Source organism: Coprococcus sp. TM115-187, from assembly GCF_027679115.1.
Taxonomy (GTDB): Bacteria; Bacillota; Clostridia; order Lachnospirales; family Lachnospiraceae; genus Allocoprococcus; species Allocoprococcus comes.
In genome coordinates, this window is record NZ_JAQEKS010000019.1 from 220 (window position 1) to 18755 (window position 18536).

16 protein-coding genes are annotated in these 18536 nt (G+C 41.7%); 12 read left to right on the forward strand and 4 right to left on the reverse strand.

Annotated features, from left to right (window positions below; genetic code table 11):
- Nucleotides 1-68: 68 nt before the first annotated feature.
- Complete coding sequence (thrH, locus tag PGW42_RS11620; protein ID WP_270202981.1) at nucleotides 69-671, reverse strand: bifunctional phosphoserine phosphatase/homoserine phosphotransferase ThrH; 603 nt, start codon at nucleotides 669-671, stop codon at nucleotides 69-71.
- Between the two features lie 481 nt (nucleotides 672-1152).
- On the opposite strand from thrH, the gene PGW42_RS11625 reads away from it, so the two are divergent.
- Both PGW42_RS11625 and PGW42_RS11630 read left to right on the forward strand, forming a co-directional pair.
- A complete protein-coding gene (locus tag PGW42_RS11625) occupies nucleotides 1153-2322 on the forward strand; it encodes an iron-containing alcohol dehydrogenase (protein WP_270202982.1) in 1170 nt (389 codons plus the stop codon).
- A gap of 54 nt (nucleotides 2323-2376) precedes the next feature.
- Nucleotides 2377-2562 (forward strand): MerR family transcriptional regulator, encoded by a 186-nt coding sequence (locus PGW42_RS11630; RefSeq protein WP_270202983.1) that lies wholly within the window; start codon nucleotides 2377-2379, stop codon nucleotides 2560-2562.
- On the opposite strand, the gene PGW42_RS11635 is transcribed toward PGW42_RS11630, so the two are convergent.
- Both PGW42_RS11635 and PGW42_RS11640 read right to left on the reverse strand, forming a co-directional pair.
- Nucleotides 2537-4435: an HD domain-containing phosphohydrolase gene (locus tag PGW42_RS11635; protein WP_330677040.1), complete on the reverse strand. Its 1899-nt coding sequence runs from the start codon at nucleotides 4433-4435 to the stop codon at nucleotides 2537-2539. The two genes, PGW42_RS11630 and PGW42_RS11635, sit on opposite strands and share 26 nt — an antisense overlap.
- A 113-nt stretch (nucleotides 4436-4548) precedes the next feature.
- The gene (locus PGW42_RS11640) at nucleotides 4549-5409 is read right to left on the reverse strand and encodes a hypothetical protein (RefSeq protein ID WP_270202984.1); all 861 of its coding nucleotides are present in this window, start codon (nucleotides 5407-5409) and stop codon (nucleotides 4549-4551) included.
- Between the two features lie 273 nt (nucleotides 5410-5682).
- On the opposite strand from PGW42_RS11640, the gene PGW42_RS11645 reads away from it, so the two are divergent.
- From PGW42_RS11645 to PGW42_RS11670, 6 genes are all read left to right on the forward strand, one after another.
- Nucleotides 5683-6177, forward strand: coding sequence for an NUDIX hydrolase (locus PGW42_RS11645; RefSeq protein WP_008368677.1), 495 nt, complete (start codon nucleotides 5683-5685; stop codon nucleotides 6175-6177).
- A gap of 122 nt (nucleotides 6178-6299) precedes the next feature.
- On the forward strand, nucleotides 6300-6752 hold the full coding sequence (locus PGW42_RS11650) for an AfsR/SARP family transcriptional regulator (RefSeq protein WP_118198615.1): 453 nt from the start codon (nucleotides 6300-6302) through the stop codon (nucleotides 6750-6752).
- Between the two features lie 275 nt (nucleotides 6753-7027).
- Entirely contained in the window at nucleotides 7028-8536 is a 1509-nt protein-coding gene (locus PGW42_RS11655) for a SpaA isopeptide-forming pilin-related protein (RefSeq protein ID WP_270202985.1), read from the forward strand.
- Nucleotides 8533-9360 carry a class C sortase gene (locus PGW42_RS11660; protein WP_270202986.1) on the forward strand — a complete coding sequence of 276 codons (828 nt, stop codon included), beginning with the start codon at nucleotides 8533-8535 and terminating at the stop codon, nucleotides 9358-9360. The genes PGW42_RS11655 and PGW42_RS11660 overlap by 4 nt, the downstream gene beginning before the upstream one ends.
- Before the next feature lie 21 nt (nucleotides 9361-9381).
- On the forward strand, nucleotides 9382-9879 hold the full coding sequence (locus PGW42_RS11665; protein WP_270202987.1) for a hypothetical protein: 498 nt from the start codon (nucleotides 9382-9384) through the stop codon (nucleotides 9877-9879).
- An 81-nt stretch (nucleotides 9880-9960) separates the two neighbouring features.
- Complete coding sequence (locus PGW42_RS11670) at nucleotides 9961-10464, forward strand: NUDIX hydrolase (protein ID WP_118218577.1); 504 nt, start codon at nucleotides 9961-9963, stop codon at nucleotides 10462-10464.
- 115 nt (nucleotides 10465-10579) lie between these two features.
- On the opposite strand, the gene PGW42_RS11675 is transcribed toward PGW42_RS11670, so the two are convergent.
- Entirely contained in the window at nucleotides 10580-13114 is a 2535-nt protein-coding gene (locus PGW42_RS11675; RefSeq protein ID WP_270202988.1) for a GAF domain-containing hybrid sensor histidine kinase/response regulator, read from the reverse strand.
- 183 nt (nucleotides 13115-13297) lie between these two features.
- On the opposite strand from PGW42_RS11675, the gene PGW42_RS11680 reads away from it, so the two are divergent.
- From PGW42_RS11680 to PGW42_RS11695, 4 genes are all read left to right on the forward strand, one after another.
- Nucleotides 13298-14782, forward strand: coding sequence for a C69 family dipeptidase (locus PGW42_RS11680; protein ID WP_117557277.1), 1485 nt, complete (start codon nucleotides 13298-13300; stop codon nucleotides 14780-14782).
- A gap of 58 nt (nucleotides 14783-14840) precedes the next feature.
- Nucleotides 14841-15881 (forward strand): LacI family DNA-binding transcriptional regulator, encoded by a 1041-nt coding sequence (locus PGW42_RS11685; protein ID WP_055155489.1) that lies wholly within the window; start codon nucleotides 14841-14843, stop codon nucleotides 15879-15881.
- Nucleotides 15882-16084: 203 nt separating this feature from the next.
- Entirely contained in the window at nucleotides 16085-17587 is a 1503-nt protein-coding gene (locus PGW42_RS11690; RefSeq protein ID WP_117824424.1) for a sugar ABC transporter ATP-binding protein, read from the forward strand.
- Nucleotides 17580-18536 carry an ABC transporter permease gene (locus PGW42_RS11695; protein WP_022219944.1) on the forward strand — a complete coding sequence of 319 codons (957 nt, stop codon included), beginning with the start codon at nucleotides 17580-17582 and terminating at the stop codon, nucleotides 18534-18536. Before PGW42_RS11690 ends, PGW42_RS11695 begins: the two co-directional genes overlap by 8 nt.

The window sequence follows — 18536 nt, forward strand, 5'->3', positions numbered from 1 at the left end:
TTCAGACGTAAAAACTGAAAACCGGTAAGGTTTTTTACGCATATCGCCATGCAATATGCAATTATCTTTTATTTCATTGCATCTTTAATTGCGCCAAGCAGCTCTTCATAGGTTTCATATGCCGGGATCTGCGGATAATCCGTTTTGATCTTGTCGGTTGAACGGAATAAGAATCCTGCCTTACTTGCCTGGATCATACCCAGATCGTTGTAAGAATCCCCACTTGCAATTGTTTCAAATCCGATGGACTGCAGTGCCTTCACGGTTGTTAGTTTGGAATTTTCCACACGCATCTTGAAGTCTGTGATCTCACCATTTTCCGCAATTTCCAGACTGTTGCAGAAAAGTGTCGGATGATCAAGCTTTTCCATGAGCGGCATTGCAAATTCGGTGAAGGTATCACTGAGAAGGATTACTTGGGTGAAGGAACGTAGCTCATCCAGGAAGTCTTTTGCGCCCGGAAGCGGATCAATCTTGGAAATTGTTTCCTGAATTTCTTTGATTCCGAGACCATGCGCTTTTAAAGTATCCAGTCTCCAACGCATCAGTTTGTTATAATCAGGTTCATCTCTTGTGGTTCTTTTCAGTTCTGGAATTCCACTTGCTTCTGCAAATGCAACCCAGATTTCCGGTACAAGTACTCCTTCGACATCCAGACATGTAATATACATATGTTAACCCTCCTGTACTTTCTGTTTTTTGCTTTCTATCATACCATATATCTGTTTATTTTGCATGTTTTTTTAAAATTGAAGTAACTGTTCAGAGCCAACCTCCAAAATGCTACGCATTTCGTCAGTGTGGCGTATCCGCCAAATAAAATTTCAAAAACAGTCTTAAAAATGCAAGCATTTTACACCTGTTTTATGAAATTTTGCTTGGCTCTGAACAGTTACAAATTGAATAAAAACTGCTGGAGAGAAACCTGTATAAACTACATGATGGCATGGAAAACCATGTAAAGAAGTCATTAGGGAAAATTGCGGGTTCCATTTTGGAATGTGTGCAAACCGGAAAGATGTTGACGATAAATTTTTTCAGGGACTATAATATAAGTATCTGTGGAAAAAGAGGGATGTTTCGGAATAGATCATTGAAAAAAGAAAATCTGCCGAAACATATTTTGCTTAAATTACATAAAGGAGAAAAAGGATGAATAACTTTATTTTTGAAAATAAAACGAAAGTATATTTCGGGAAAGGGTGTGTCGGCGAATACCTGCCGGAAATCGCTGCGACGCATGGAGACAAGGTTCTGCTTGCCTATGGCGGCGGTTCGATCAAGAAAAATGGAGTTTATGAGGAAGTCACAGCGGCACTTGAAAAAGCCGGGAAAACGATCATTGAATTTCCGGGGATCATGGAAAATCCGACTTATAAGAAGGTGCTGGAAGGCACAAAGCTGGTAAAGGAAAAACAGGTGGACTGGATCCTTGCAGTCGGCGGAGGCTCGGTTATGGACTGCAGCAAGGCAATTTCCATGGCAGCGGTCAGTGAGAAAGATGTGTGGGATGAGTACTGGGCGAAGAAGGGTGTTATGGATTTTGAACCGATGCCGCTTGGTGTGATCGTAACAGCGTCCGGAACAGGCAGCGAGTGCAACGGGGGAGCAGTCATTACCAATGAAGAGGTCATGATCAAGACAGACCGGGATTATCCGAAATGCAATCCGGAATTTGCATTAATGGATCCGACTTACACTTATACTGTTCCGACAAAACAGATGGTGGCAGGAAGCTTTGATATCCTGTCTCACGTTATGGAGACTTATTTCAGTGAGCCGGACGAGGATAACGTATCAGATGATATTTCGGAAGCTCTGATGCGCGGCGTGATAACAAGTCTTCGTGCGGCATTGGTAAATCCGGAGGATTATACAGCAAGAAGTAATCTGATGTGGCTGTCTACCATGGCGGAGAACCGGATCATCAAGCTCGGCAAAAAATGTGATTTTGAATGCCATCAGATGGAGCATCAGATCAGTGCTTATACCAACTGCAGTCATGGATGTGGACTTGCTGTGCTGCATCCGGTTTATTATCGGCATATCTGTCAGGCAGGCGCAAAGAAATTTACCCGGTTTGCGGAAAATGTATGGAAAATTCCGAGAAATGGACGTACCGATGAAGAGATGGCTGAAGCTGGCGTAGAGGCATTGGCTGATTTTATCAGAGAGATCGGACTTCCGACAACACTTCGGGAAGTAGGCGTGGAGAAAAAAGAGGATCTGAAAGAAATTGCGGATTCTTGTTATCTGGTGGATGGAAGTTATAAGAAGATGACACATGAGGAGATTCTGGAAATATTTCTGGAGTGCTTCTAAGGACAATAGCTAAAAGGTGATATTGATTCACTGGGGCTTCAGAAGCCGTGCTATGTGGATGAACAGACGCACTACCGCTATTATGAGATTAAGCAGAATGCCTGTCTGGATATGATCCAGTATATGAAAGAGCTTGGAATGGAACTGAAAGAGATTAAAGAGATCCCTGTGCCGGAAAGGGTACGGGGATCTCTTGTTTCAGGTAGTAAAATTTCTATACTGGATGGATATCTTGATTAAGGTGATCTGAAGTGTTTTGAGGATTTGTTTCCTTCGAGTGTTCATTCACCGGAAGATATTCATACTTCGGAATGAAATCCCGTTTATCGTACAGTTTATAATACTGAATGAAAATACGGTCCATAACTTTTGGAATCTGACTTTCATCTGATTCAAATAAAATGATCAGATACTGCATGGCACTATACCGTGTACACACGTCAATCCTACGGATCTTGTGACGGATCGCTTCCTCCATGTATTCCAGTGCCTGTTCAATATTTTCAATATACATCATAGAATCCGGAGCGGTTTCCATTGTGACCATGACCAGGAAACAATGGTATTTATGTCGTTCTCCAAGTTGGTTGATGTACTCATAAATCTTAGAAAATTCACGGTAATTAAGATTAAGTGCTCCGGAATAGTTTCCGCTGTTGCGAAGTACTTTTGCCACAAGGGAAAGATCTTTTGCCACGCTGGAAACCGGGAATACGGTATTGCCCATCTGCTGATAGAAAAAGAAGTTGTGTTTTCCGTTTCGCTTGACATAATAGAGTGCTTTATCTGCTTTGGAAGAACACTCGTCAAAGGAATCTCCTTTGGTACACATGCAAAGTCCGGCAGAAATGGATGCAACACGGATCTCAAGATCTTTTTTCTTTTCGGAATCAAAGCGGGAAAACAGAGTTTCCATAAGCTCGGTTATTTCATTTTTACCGGCATCCGGTACAAAAAGAAGGAATTCATCGCCACCAAGCCTGCAGCCAACCGAATTTCCGATATGTTCGGAGAGGAGAGTTCCAAGTGCTTTCAGTGCACGGTCGCCGGCTTTATGACCGTAGATATCATTGATCTTTTTCAGATTATCCATATCCATAAAGATCAGACAGCCATTGTGCTCCTGCATCAGCCGTGCAATCATTTTCTGACCGGTATTTCGCATAGGGAGTCCGGTAAGAAGATCAAAATTTTCTGCTTCTTCCTGGTTCTTCATCGTATTCATAACATTGGAAATGAAGTTGCTGATTTCAAATTCCATGCCAGGAAGAGCTGGCTCGTCATCAATTTCCAGATAAGTATCTGTGATCGTCAGACGATTCTCATTCAACAGCCTGAGAAAAATATCTGCAATTTCCGGATCGAATTGAGTTCCTCTGTTTTTGCGTATTTCTTCATAAATTGTTTCTTTTGGAAGAGAATTACGGTAAATACGGTGGGAATTCATTGCGTCATAGCTGTCGGCAACAGCAACGATCCGCGCATGGATCGGAATCTCTTCCCCTTTCAGACCGTCTGGATAACCATGGCCATCATAACGCTCATGATGAGATCGGGCGACTTCGGTTACATGATTGATGATCGAAACATTTTTCAAAATCTCAGCGCCAATAACCGTATGTTCCTTAATAACATCGTACTCTTCGTTTGTCAGTCTGGATGGCTTGTTTAAAATAATATCAGGGATGCCGACTTTGCCGATATCATGCAGATGAGCTGCATGTCGGAGATTGACGATTTCAGAGCGATTCCAACCCATTTCCTGCGCAATCAGTGCAGAGTATTCCGCAACACGATGGGAGTGCCCTCTGGTGTAGTCGTCCTTGGCCTCGATGGTTGTAGAGAGAGTCTGCATCATCTGTAAGGAAATTTTTTCCATCTGCCGTTTACGTTTCAAAAGCTCCTCTTTTTGACGATGTATTTCAATGGTATGCACATGCTTTATTGTACGGATAATGTTAATGAAAAGAAGGATCAACATACCGACACCAATAAAAAGACCGGAAATCAAAACTACAAAATATGTAGAAATGGATTCGATGGCGATGGCAAGCATTGCAATGATCAGACCAATCAGCACCAATTTGTTTTTTCGGTATTCTTTCTTTCGCATATCCAGACAGAAAGTCAGGAAAATCAGAAAGAAGGTGACTGCAAGAATCACGTGGGCGCCCGGCAGAGTTTCAATAAAATCAGCAATGCCAGTCAGATGAAGAACCAGACAGATCAAAAAGTTACCAAATGCCGCACAGCCAAGGTAAAAGTAAGGCTTTTTATAACGCCCCTGCTGAATGAGATCTGCATAAAAAGTACCGGGATCGGAACGAGCATGATCATCACAAAGCATAAAGTCCCCAGTGCAGATGGATTCGGAACTATAAGCTGTCTGAGCTTGGATTCGCCGAGCATCCATGCAGCTCCCATGGTCATGCACCATCCAAGATATTCCATATCGAATTTTCTGTCATAGACAATTCCGAGTGCGATACTGAAAAGGATGGTAATGATACCGGCGAACAAGATAAAGAAAGCAATAATAGTCTCAAGCCCGTAAGATTCAAAAATATATTCCCAGATATCACTCTTGTCTCCGGAATAGATCTCATTGACTACACCGGAATAGTTAGAGGTATTGGTAGTCAGCTCAATACGGAGTTCTTTTCCTGCATCTGCTGCTGAAGTAGGACAGAAAACATAACAGCTGGCAGAATTTTTCCCAGTCAGTCGATGGTCTTTGGTTGTGTATTCAGTGCGAAGCACTCCGTCAATATAGAAACGGATATCCTGCAGAGAGGAACGTATAGCAAGTGAACTTTGCGTATAATTTTCAGGAAGTGTTGTGGTAATGACCATAGTTTCTTTTGCAGGAACATTGTAATGTCCGGGGACGGCAATCTGTTCTTTGCTCCCATCGGAGTGAATCCAGGTAAAAGTACCACGATATGTGATGTCGCTGGATTGGATTCTGGCATTGTGATTGTTAATTCCTGTGAATTGTATTACCAGAAACCAGATAAGTATCAGGAACATCAGAAGATAGTAAAATCCGATCTGGATTTTGCTTATTTTATAGTTTTCTTTTGTCAAAACAGAGACTCCTTATCTACAATTTTGGTCTATTTGAAGATATTATACGATGTGAGTGTCAAAAGTGAATTTTGCCACTTACTGATGTAACCGGATTGCTCCATTGCTACGCAATTCCCACAATCCTTAAACATCATTATACTATTTGCGGACAATATTTGCAATTAAAGAGAAGGAGGAATGGTGGAAAAAGACAGGTCATGGAAGTTGAGAAATACCAGAAGATAGATTATAATTTTCATAAAATATTTTGTGTATGAAAGGGAACGTAAAATGGTAAAATTAAGCACACTTTGTTATATTGAACAGGATGGAAAATATCTGATGCTTCACCGGACTGTCAAAGAAAATGATATCAATAAAGACAAGTGGATCGGAGTAGGCGGTCATTTTGAAAAAGGGGAAAGCCCGGAGGAATGTCTTCTTCGTGAGGTATGGGAAGAGACGGGATACACGCTGACATCCTGGAGATATCGTGGGATTGTAACCTTTGTATATGGCGAAGATGTAGTAGAATATATGTCGCTTTATACGGCAGATGGTTTTACAGGAACGCCGATTGCGTGTGATGAAGGAGAACTGGAATGGGTAGAAAAGTCTAAGATCGGAGAACTGGAATTGTGGGAAGGGGATCGGATCTTTTTTGAACTCCTTGAAAATGAGCAGCCGTTTTTCTCATTAAAGCTTGTATATAACACAGATGATGTTCTGGAATATGCAGCGTTAGATGGAAAAGAGATGAAAGATTTCAGAAGAAGAGAGTGTTAAAGTGGAATGTCGAATAGTGTGAAAAAGTTACGAAAGTAATGTTTTGGCATGGAATGTTGAGTCTGCTCATTTGGATAGTGTATGATGATAAAGATTCTCATTAAATGAAGGGGGAAAAGAGAATGTACAGTGAGTTGACAAAGATGGAAGGGAAAAGGATTGTAATCCGCACATTCGGTTATTTTGATATTTTTGTGGATGGGGAAACGATTCCTTTTTCATGTAAGAAAGCCAAAGAACTGTTGGCACTTCTGGTTGACAGAAGAGGAGGATTTGTGACGACGGGGGATGCGATCAGTTATTTATGGGAGGATGAATGTACAGAAAAAAGAATAAAAGATAAATTCCGCAAAGTGATAAAAGAACTTCGGAGAACGTTAAATGCATACGGAATCGAAAGAGTCCTGCATCGGGTAAATCAGGAGAGCCGTATCCGCACAGAGCATGTGGAGTGTGATCTGTATGACTACCTGGAGGATGAGGAAAAACATAAAAAGCTGTTCAAAGGAGTGTATATGACGAATTACAGCTGGGCGGAAAACACTTTGGGAACGTTGTTGAATCAAAAAGAATAATGGGGAATATAGCAAAAATCGGGAGACTGTTATCAGACAGCCTCCCGATTTTTTTGAAGAGATTTTATTGGACTACACATTTTTTGTACAGTTTTTTGATTGTGAATGTCTGCTGTAAAAGGAATAAAAAATGAATGGTTCAAAAGATTTTGTAAAAGAAACGAAAAAAGGATGAAAAAGAAACGGTTTCTGGACGGAAAAGAAACGGAAATCGGTTGTAGGGATGTGTAAAATGAGGAAAGGATCCGAAAATAAAAAGAAAGAGAGGAAAAAGAATGAGACAATTGAGACGGCTGTTATCCGTTTTGGTAATGGCAGTAACGATCGTGGGGATGTCAATGACGGCATTTGCACAGGAAAAAGATTCAGGGGTAGGAGGACTTGGAAGCCTGACGATAGCGAATGCATCAAAAGGAGTGGTGTATTCTGTTTACAAGGTGTTTGATGCGAAAGTAAATGCTGATGGAACTTCAGTGGCGTATACCAAAAAGAATCTTGCTGATAATCCATATTTTGAGAAAGATTCAGCAGGGAATGTATTTACAAAAGAGGAAGCTTATCGACCAGAGTCAAAAGAACAATTATCCGAAGGTGCAATTGAATGGATTAAGAAGAATAGTACAGAAATATCGAGTGTGACATCCGATGGCTCTATATTAAAATTTACCGGTCTTCCATACGGCTACTATTATGTCACCAGCACTTTAAAAGATGGCGGTATGATCATGGTAACGAGTGTTGCAAAAGACGCGCAGATCGTGGACAAAAACAGTAAGGAGCCGCAGTGGACTCCGGGGAATGACGGGAATGCCGGAGGGAAAAGTATTGTACTTGACGATGGTAAACAGGTAAAGGAAAATAATGTCAGTATCGGTGAAACGGTTCATTTCCGTTTACAGATCAACACCTCGAATTATGTTGCAGACAAGCAGATCAAGGAATTCATCATTGAAGATACTCTTCCGACCGGATTTGATGCAGCAAAGATCACATCTGTGATGATTGAAGAAGAACCGCTGGAACAGTTTGAAAATACAACTTTCCCGGTTACGATCCCTTGGGCAGCGGATGAAGGAGAAAATGGCTGGAAAAATCTTTATGATACCGGGGCAAGAATTACCATTGATTATACGGCTGCGTTAAACGATAAAGCAGTGATCGACGGTGAAGGAAATAAGAACAGTGCCAGATTTTCATGGAATTATACGACAGAGGAACCGGGAAAAAGCTCGATAGAGGATTCTACAACAACAGATACCTATGCGGTTGTGATCCAGAAGGTCAATGAAAAAGGAGAGGCACTTACCGGAGTGGAATTTGAAGTGCCGTTCCCGGTTCAGGCAGAAGAAGAAAGCGGTGTGTATACTGTAAAAGGCGGACAGACCGGAAACGGAAAGGTGAAAGCCGGAAGTGATGGAGCTGTGGTGATCAAAGGTCTGAAGATGGGTGATTACAGAGTTACAGAAACAAAAGCACCAGAAGGATATAACAAGCTGACGGAGTCATTTCTGGTAAGTGCCGAAAAGATCAGGGCGACAAGGACGGACGCCAGTACATATCTTGATGAAAACGGAAATGTTACAGAAAGCGAGACTGAGACAAAGGTAACTTATACAAATGCAGATTTTGCAGCAAAGGTAAAAGTTGTTGTAAATAAATCAGGAAAACTTCTTCCGGGGACAGGTGGAACAGGTGAAATGATCTTTACGGTCAGTGGAGTACTGATTGCAATTGTTGCAGGAGTTGTCCTGTTGAATACAAAAAGACGAAAACGAATTGTATGATAGTGAATGAGTCGAAACGAAGGGGAAGACTTTTCTTTTTTATATGGACAGGAATCCTTCTTGTGGGAATCGCGGTCATGCTCTATCCAAAAGTCGGAAAGATCTGGAATGCCGGTCGGCAAAGCAGGGTGGTAGATGGATATGAAAGGTCAGTGGAGAAGCTGGATGCCAGGAAGGAAGAGGAAATAATCGCACAGACAAGAGCGTATAATGTGATGCTTCTGGAACAGAATAACCCAGTGCCGAATGACAAAAATGCTGATAGTTATGGAGCACTTTTGAATATGACATCTGACGGTGTGATGGGATATCTGGAAATTCCGGAAATTCGGTTGAAACTTCCGATTTACCATGGAACGGGTGATTTTGCAATCTGCAATGGCGCAGGACATGTGGAAGGAAGCAGTTTCCCGATAGGCGGAAAGGGAACACATGCGGTGCTTTCTTCCCACAGAGGACTGCCGGGGGCGAAACTTTTCTCGGATCTGGACAAGCTGAAGGTGGGAGACTATTTTACAATTACAGTGCTCCGGCAGACGATTTTCTATCAAATCGATCGGATCGATATTGTAGAACCGGAGGAAACGGGACTGCTTGCCCTGGATAAGGAGAAGGATTACTGCACATTACTGACATGTACGCCTTACGGTATCAATACCAAACGGCTTCTGGTGCGGGGCGTACGCTGTGAGGTGACGGAGAGAGCGGAGCCGATCCGGACAGGCGAGAAGACGTATCGGGGATGGTACGCTGTGATCGGACTGAATCTGTTTGTGGCAGGCGTGATCTTGTGCTGGAAAAGGAAGAAAAAAAGAAGAGGATAAATATAAATGAGGGGGATAAAAATGCAGACAGTATTTGCTGAAAAAACAGAAGACCGGTCGCTGGATGATAACAGACATATCGGGGAGCTTTTCTTTATCCGGATGTACTGGGAAAAAGGGAGGATTCCGTCTGGAAATATTCTGTACTGGAAGGATGCCAAAAGAGAGAATGCACAGATCAATTTCACAGGATTTGACGGACTTTTGCTGTATCTGGATGAAACTTGCGAGCAAAATGGTGTATTACTGAGGAAAGCACAGGTCAGAAGAAATCAGAAAAGAAGACGGTATCTTGAAGCGGGAAAGGAACTGGAGCTGGTAAAAAAATCGGAGCATGCAGCTGTTTTCTGGTTAAAAGTAATGGGACGGGAGTTCGCATCTTTTCAGGGAATAGTGCATATCTGGGGAAGAGATTATCCGTACCGGAGCGGATTTGAACTGATTATACTGTTGAAAGATATTGTAGGATTTACAGAGAGAAGGAGTGTAAGGAAAAACTGGAAGGCAGAGAGAAACTGACGATAAAGGATTGTGAAGTTCTGAAAGACATATTATAATGACATAAGAAACTACAGACAAGAAGAACAGGAGATGCAGACAATGGAATTATGGGATATTTATGATGCAGATAAGAAACCAACAGGAAGAACGATGAAGCGCAATGACTGGTGTCTGAAGAACGGGGAGTATCACCTTACTGTTCTTGGCGTTGTAGCAAGACCGGACGGGGAATTTCTGATCACTAAAAGGGTAATGACGAAAGCCTGGGCACCGGGCTGGTGGGAGGTATCCGGCGGTGCTGCGCAGGCGGGAGAAGCGTCTTACGATGCTGTATTAAGAGAAGTCAGAGAAGAAACAGGACTGGATGTAAGCCGGGCAGACGGAGGTTATCTTTTCACTTACAAGAGAGAGAATCCAGGGGAAGGAGATAATTATTTCGTAGATGTGTATCGTTTTGTGATGGATATTGATGAAAAAGATCTCCGTCTTCAGGAGGCAGAGACAGATGGTTATATGTTTGCAACATTAGATGAAATTAAGGCATTTGCGGCAGAAGGAAAGTTTCTGCATTATGACAGTATAAAGAAAGCATTTGAGATGTAAGTAAAATAAAAATCGGATTATCGGGGAAATGACAGATCGCCTGATAATCCGATTTTTTATAAAACAGAAACTCTGAAAAAATATGCAATACATAGCGAGTATCTGTTTCTTTCTGCTACTTGCAATATGATGCAATCACTTTCAACACCTTATCCATTTCCAGTGGCTTTGCGAGATGCTCATTGATTCCGGCATTCTTTGACTTCTGGATATCTTCCGCAAAAGCATTGGCGCTGAGGGCAATGATTGGAACCGTTGTGGCATCAGGGCGGGAAAGTCCGCGGATCGCCTTTGCGGCATCCAGACCATTCATAACCGGCATCATAATATCCATAAGAATGATGTCGTATTCATATGGCTTTGATTTTTCAAAAAGCCGGACGGCTTCCAGTCCGTTGATGGCTGTGGATACATTAAGTCCTGCGGCTTCCAGAGAGAAAACAGCAATCTCAAGGTTCAGTTCATTATCCTCTACAACAAGAATATGAAGATCCGTAAGATCTGCGGGAGTATCAGTGGCAGTTTCCGCAGAGGCGGAAGGTTGATGCTCGTCAATGGTAAATGGCAGGATCAGAGTAAAAGTTGAGCCGACATTTTTTTCACTTTTCAACTGGATCGTACCGCCCATTTCCTGTACCAGTCTGTGAACGATCGCCATACCGAGCCCGGTCCCTTTGTAAATCGTCCGGGCACCGGTATCTTCCTGTGCAAAAGGTTCAAAAATATGCTTCTGAAATTCCGGACTGATACCGATACCGGTATCAGAAATTATAAATTTGTAAATAACATTCTGATGTACCTGCCTGATGATCTTTGCGTGTACAGAGATCGAACCACCGGGCTTATTGTATTTAATTGCATTGCTTAAAAGATTCATGAAAATCTGACGGATATGTAATGGACTTCCGATCAGATAAGGATATTTTAAACTGCCCGGTTTTATTTTTTTCAGAGTGATATCAAGCCGGGAAGCCTGTGCCTCCAGCATACTCCAGCAATTGTCAAGGATCTCGCGGATGTCGAATGGTATCTGTTCAAGGAAGAATCGGTCTGTTTCCATCCGCTGCATATCCAGGACATCGTTGACAAGAGCTTTTAAGTGAAAAGCAGCAGTACGCATTTTCTCATGACACTCCAGCAGTGCTTTGGGATTTGTTTCATTTTTCTGTGCAATATCAAGCATTCCAAGAATTCCGTTAAGAGGGGTGCGGATATCATGTGACATCCGGTTGAGGAAGTCGGTCTTGGCTGTATTTGCCTGATTTGCGGATTCGACCGCCTTAACCAGCTCCTGCTGGTAAGCCAGTTCTTTCTGCTTGTAATCATCGATGATCTGGGTTACATAAAGAATTTCTGTAACATCGTCATCAGTGTCGCGGTTCTGGACGATAAAGGTGGCACGGCGCCAGATCCCCTGTGGAGATGGATACTCCCGGCTTATAAAAAGCTTTCCGTGCAACCGGTCATTTACCGTTGTCAGATCAAAGAAATACTGCATGATCTCGTGATGTGACGGTGCAACCAGTTTCTCAAGGATATCATTTAACTGCGCAGTGGCGGAAGTGACAACTCCGGTCGGTGTATAGTTCTGGTTGGCACCGGCAAGCTTTTCAATCCGGTCTTGAATCAGATCGATATGGTAAATTGCATGATAAATCTGGCTGGTTGCAGCGGTCAGGTTCTGATATTTACGTTCATTTTCGATATTACGGGTGACATCCTGATGGTATCCACGGATGCATATTCCATTTCCCTGATAATCCGGATAGAGGATACCGCCACATCGTATCCAGATCTGTCCAAGTAACGGATGATTCCATGGGTATGTGATTTCTGAATAACTTTCGTGAATGACCTTCTGTATATAATCAAGCACCGGGGTTACGTATTTGGGAGGAAGCCGGTGATACCAGAACTGATAAACTTCTTCAGGAGACATCTCTTGTGACACACCAAGAAGAGTACACATTGTAGGATTTGGGTGCAGCCGGGGAGCTTTAACGCCATCCATCTCAAGCGTCCAGATACCGATCTGTGCGCCACGAAGAATTTCGTCCATCTCCAGCTGATAATCCAGACGGGATTTGGAGGCAACAACCTCCAGGCGCATCTGCTCATTCTTATGATCTTTGATCATGGTTCCGACATATTTTCCAAGAAGGGACAGCAGGCGGTGGAGCAGGTTGGATTTCTCCATATCCGGATTATCTACGCCAACGAAACCAATCAGCTTTTCGTGTACAGAAATAGGAAAGGCGATCAGGGTAGAAACGTTCTGAACTTTTAACAGTTCATATTCCAGAGGCATAGATTCACGGTAAGCCTCCAGATCTTCGATCAGAATATTTTCACCATGAAGAAAAACCTCGATCCATTTTGGCATGCTTTCAAAAGGAATATCATGCAGATTCCGGATCTGCGGGGTGACTCCTGCGGCGCACCACTCATAAGTATTGGTAGAAGTATGATTTTCACTGGTTTCAAATACATAAGCACGGTCGGCGTCTGTAAATTCTCCGAGCGATTTGAGCATAAAATTGATACCGTCAGCCAGATCCTCTGCTTCATGAAGCAGGGAAATCTGATCTGTCATAAAACGTTCGGCTTCCAGCTCAGCATATAAAGTTGCATTATCCTTGTCATTATTCATAAGGAAATCCCTCTCAAGTAAAGTGTAAAGTTTATAAAATTACTTTACCTTGTTTTTACGAATTCGTCCACGAAAAATTTAAAATATAAACAAATTGTCTGGTGGTTGAAAAAAAGAAGGAATGATTCTATAATTTCAATTAGACGAAAAGATTTTGTCAGGAGATAACAGGAGGAAGATAAAATGGCTTGTACAACAATACTGGTTGGAAAAAAGGCATCGTATGACGGCTCCACGATGATCGCAAGGAATGATGATTCACCGTCAGGCGCTTATATGCCGAAAAAATTTGTGGTGATCCATCCGGAAGATCAGCCGAAGGTATATGAATCGGTGATTTCGCATGTGAAAATAGAATTACCGGAGAATCCGATGCGTTATACCGCCATGCCGAACGCAGTCAAGGGGGAAGGAATCTGGGCGGCAAGCGGGGTAAATGAAGCGCAGGTAGGAATGACGGCAACCGAAACGATCACATCCAATCCACGTGTGCTTGGAGCGGATCCGCTGGTTACATATCAGCCGAAGTCAGACGACCAGGAAGAAATTGCAGGTGGAATCGGGGAAGAGGACATTGTATATATCGTGCTTCCTTATATCCACAGCGCAAGAGAAGGCGTGCAGAGACTTGGAAGTATTCTCGAGAAATACGGTACTTATGAGATGAATGGAATTGCATTCGAGGATGTAAATGAGATCTGGTGGCTGGAAACAATCGGTGGACATCACTGGATTGCCAGAAAAGTGCCGGATGAGGTTTATGTGGTGATGCCGAACCAGCTTGGAATGGATGAATTTGATCTGGAAGATGCACTTGGTGAGCAGAAAAATTATATGTGTTCTCCGGATATGAAGGAATTCATTGAGAAATATCATCTGAATCCGTCCATGGATGGAACCTTAAATCCAAGAGATGCTTTTGGAAGCCATGATGACTCGGATCATGTATACAATACACCGAGAGCCTGGTTTATGGAACGTTACCTGAATCCAAATTCATACAGCTGGGACGGACCGGATGCAGATTATACACCAGTATCCGATGATATTCCGTGGTGTATGGTTCCGGAAAAGAAGGTTACAGTAGAAGATGTAAAATATGTTCTGTCTTCACATTATCAGGGAACACCTTATGATCCGTATGGAGCTTACGGGGACAAATCAATGAATGGTGCTTATCGTTCCATTGGTATCAATCGAAATGATTTTATGTCTTTGATCCAGATGAGACCGGATCAGCCGGAAGATTCCCGCGCAATTGAATGGGTGGCATTTGCATCAAATGCATTTAATGTAATGGCTCCATTCTATGCAGATATTGATGAAACACCGGAATATTTTGCAAATACGACAGGGGAAGTTTCAACAGAGAACTTCTACTGGTCAAGCAGAATGATCGCTGCGATGGCAGATGCTTCTTATAAAAAGTCTATTTTCCATATTGAGCGTTACCAGGAACATGTGATGGCAAAGGCACATCAGATCATAAACCGGTATGATGACGATCTTACGAAAGAAAGTGATATAGCAAAGCGTATGCAGATTAAACGGGAAGCGAACCGGGAGATTGCGAAGATGGTGAAGAAGGAAACTTCGGATACACTGTCTAAGGTTTTGTACGAACTGAGTAATCAGATGAAGAATTCTTATGCGAGATCGGATGCATAAATAAAATACGAGTGGGGAAAGAAGAGGGCAGAAAAATAACTGGAACGGAATAGAAAATATGGGAATTACAATTAAAGATATTGCAAAAGAGTGCGGTGTATCGGTGGCAACGGTATCCATGGCATTGTCAGATAAGCCGTCACGGGTTTCGGAAAATACAAAAAAGAAAGTGCGGGAAATCGCCAAAAAACATAATTATCGTCCGAATAATGCAGCGGTCAGTCTTGCAAATAAGAAAAGCCGTCTGATAGGCATTGTTTTCAATGATTTGAGAAATACGCATATTTCTTCGCTTTTCATGGCGATTAACGGAGTGCTTGAAAAAAACGGATATTCTCTGGTATGTCACATTATAGAAGACGGTCAGACTATCGATACAGATATTATCCGTGATATTGCTGCGGATAATATCGGAGCACTAATCTGGTCAAAATCAATGGAAATGAATGATATGGAAAAACCTGATTTTTTGAAAAATGCGATGAGAAATCTTAGTATTCCGGTCATTACAATGGAAAAATATGGGTTTGACTGTCCAGGGGTAGATATTTTATTCGATTATGAAAAGGGCGGTTATATGGCAACCAGACATCTGATAGAATGCGGACACAGAAGAATTGGATGCGTGGCTGGAAAACAAAGTTTTCATGTTACGATGCAGCGCCTGAATGGATATAAAAAGGCACTGGAGGAAAGTGGAATTTCATATGATCCGGACTTAGTGTACTTTGGAGATTACACGATGGAAAGCGGTTATGAGGCGTTTTCGTATATACTGGGACAGAAAGTAACAGCGATTTTTTCGATGAATGATGAAATGGCATTTGGAATTTATCGAGCTGCAAGACTGTATGGTGTTTCAATTCCGGAAGATATTTCAATTATTGGATTTGATAATGTTCCGTTTGCGGATGTGATGCAGGTTCCGCTGACAACAATAGGGGTTCCTGTTATTGAAATGGGGAAAAAACTGGGCGAAAAAGTAGTTGAGCTGATTGATAATAAAGAAAAACTGAAAGAAAGAGAAGAAATTTTGTATACACCAAGGCTGTTGGTAAGAGGAAGTACAAAGTCGATTCCGCCGGTTACCGTTATTTAAAAATCTAAACCATATAAAACTATCTAAATCAAAACGCTTCAACATTTTGTTGAAGCGTTTTGATTTGTGCATTAACAACGAAAATGCATAAAATAGCAATGGAATATTGATATTTGTTTGTGAAAATGGTATGATGACCATGTCGAAAACGATAGGCAAGAATAAAAACAAGTTAAACGATTTAACACAAAGGAGGAGGAAAAGTGGAGAAGGAAACAATTATCGAACTCAAGAATATTCGGAAAGAGTTTCCTGGTGTAGTTGCTCTGGATAATGTAAATATGAAGATACGGGCTTCTGAAGTTCATGCACTTGTAGGAGAAAATGGAGCTGGAAAATCGACCTTAATGAAGATACTGTCCGGTACTTATTCAAACTACGGTGGATCCGTAATCTGCAAAGGTGAAGAGATTCATATGAAATGTGAAAAGGATGCATTTAAATATGGAATTTCTATTGTAGCGCAGGAATTGAACTATGTTTCAGAATTAAGCATTGCAGAAAATCTGTTTCTGGGACGTGAGCCGAAAAAAGGAAAAGTCTTTGTGAATAAAGCAGAACGACTAAAGGAAACCCAGAGATTACTTGATGAAATGGGACTTGATTATAATCCGAGGGAAAAGATGGGAAATCTAAATGTGGCACAGCGTCAGATGATAGAAATCCTGAAATCTTTATCGCGGGACAGCAGAGTGATCATCATGGATGAACCTACATCTGCACTTACCTCAAAAGAGTCAGAGATTCTTTTTAGTAAGGTAAATGAATTAAAGCAAAAAGGAATTGCGTTTATTTTCATATCACACCGACTGGAAGAGGTCTTTGAACTGTGTGACAGCTATACTGTATTAAGAGATGGAAAATGGATTGCATCTGGAGATATCAAAGATGTAGATACAGATAAACTGATTGCAATGATGGTGGGACGTGATATCAAGGATATTTACCCTCCGATACCGCAAATCGGAAAAGACATTCGCCTTGAAGTAAAGAATTTAGGAAGAAAGGATGTGTTTCAGAAAGTATCTTTTCAGGTTCATAAAGGAGAAATCTTTGGTTTGGCAGGAATGGTAGGTGCAGGACGAAGCGAGATTGTTGAAACTCTTTTTGGGCTTGCAAGGGCAAATGAAGGGGAAATCATCCTGGATGGAAAGCCGATAAAAATTCGATCTGTAAAAGATGCAATCCAAAATGGAATCGCAATGGTAACAGAGGACAGAAGAACTTATGGATTTGTCGGTGTCAGATCAATCAGTGATAATATCATTCTTCCAAATGGAGATTTATTTGCAAAAGGTGGCATTTGGGATAAGAAAAAAGTACAGCAGAAAGTTGCAAAAATCTGTAAAAGATTATCTGTAAAAGCACCAGATGCAAATACATTGGTTGGAAATTTAAGTGGTGGAAACCAGCAGAAAGTAGTACTTGCAAAATGGCTGGTAAGAAATATCAAACTTCTGATCCTGGATGAACCTACCAGAGGAATTGATGTAGGTGCAAAGCAGGAAATATATTCTCTGATAACAGAATTTGCAGAACAGGGACTGGCAATCATCCTGATTTCATCTGATATGCCGGAAGTACTGTCAATGAGTCACAGAGTTGGTGTTGTCGGCGGAGGAAAAATGCTTGGAATTCTGGATCGGAATGAAATTTCACAAAATAAGATTATGAAGATGATAGTGGAGGCAAAAGGCGATGAATAAGAAAAAAGCATTATCTTCAGGTGAGCTTTACAGAAAGTACGGAATCGTAATTATTATGATCATTCTGTTTGTTGCATCGGCAGTGATCAATCACAACTTTCTGAAACCTCAGAACCTGCTCAATATTTTAAAACAGATTTCAGTTGTAACAATTATAGCATGTGGTGAAACAATGCTGATCGTATCAGGAATGATTGATTTGTCAGCAGGTTTCCTGTGTACGACATCAGCCTGTGTATCGGCCGGAGTTCTTGCATCAACAGGACATTTATCACTGGCTCTTCTAGTAGGAATTGTAATTGGATGCGTATGTGGATGGATTAATGGTTTTCTGATCACCTATTATAAGCTTCAGCCATTTATTGCAACACTGGCAATGACTTATGTATTAAAGGGTATTGTTCAGATATACACCAACGGTCAGACAATTGGGGGTGTGAACAAAGCGAGATTTTTAGGACATGGCTCTATTTTGGGGATTCCGGTTCCGGTTCTCATTATGCTCCTTTCTGTAATTGTGATCGCTGTTCTGATGAAATCAACAAAGTTTGGAACTTATATTTATGCGATCGGTGGAAATGAGCAGGCAACAATTGCATCCGGAATCAATACAAACAGAACGAAACGTCTGATCTTTACACTTAGTGGTGCACTTACAGGACTTGCGGGTGTAGTACTGATGGCAAGACTGATGGCAGGTATGCCGTCTGTTGGTGAGGGATATGAATTTGATGCGATCACTGCAGTTATTGTTGGTGGAACCAGTTTCCTTGGTGGAATCGGAACGGTTACAGGAGCGCTGATCGGTTCAATTATTGTAGGTCTTATCAACAACATTCTGAACCTGCTTCATGTATCAACACAGTATCAGTTAATTGTAAAAGGTCTTTTAATTGCAATCGCAGTTATTATCGATATTAAGACAAAAGAAAACAAAAAGAGTAAATAA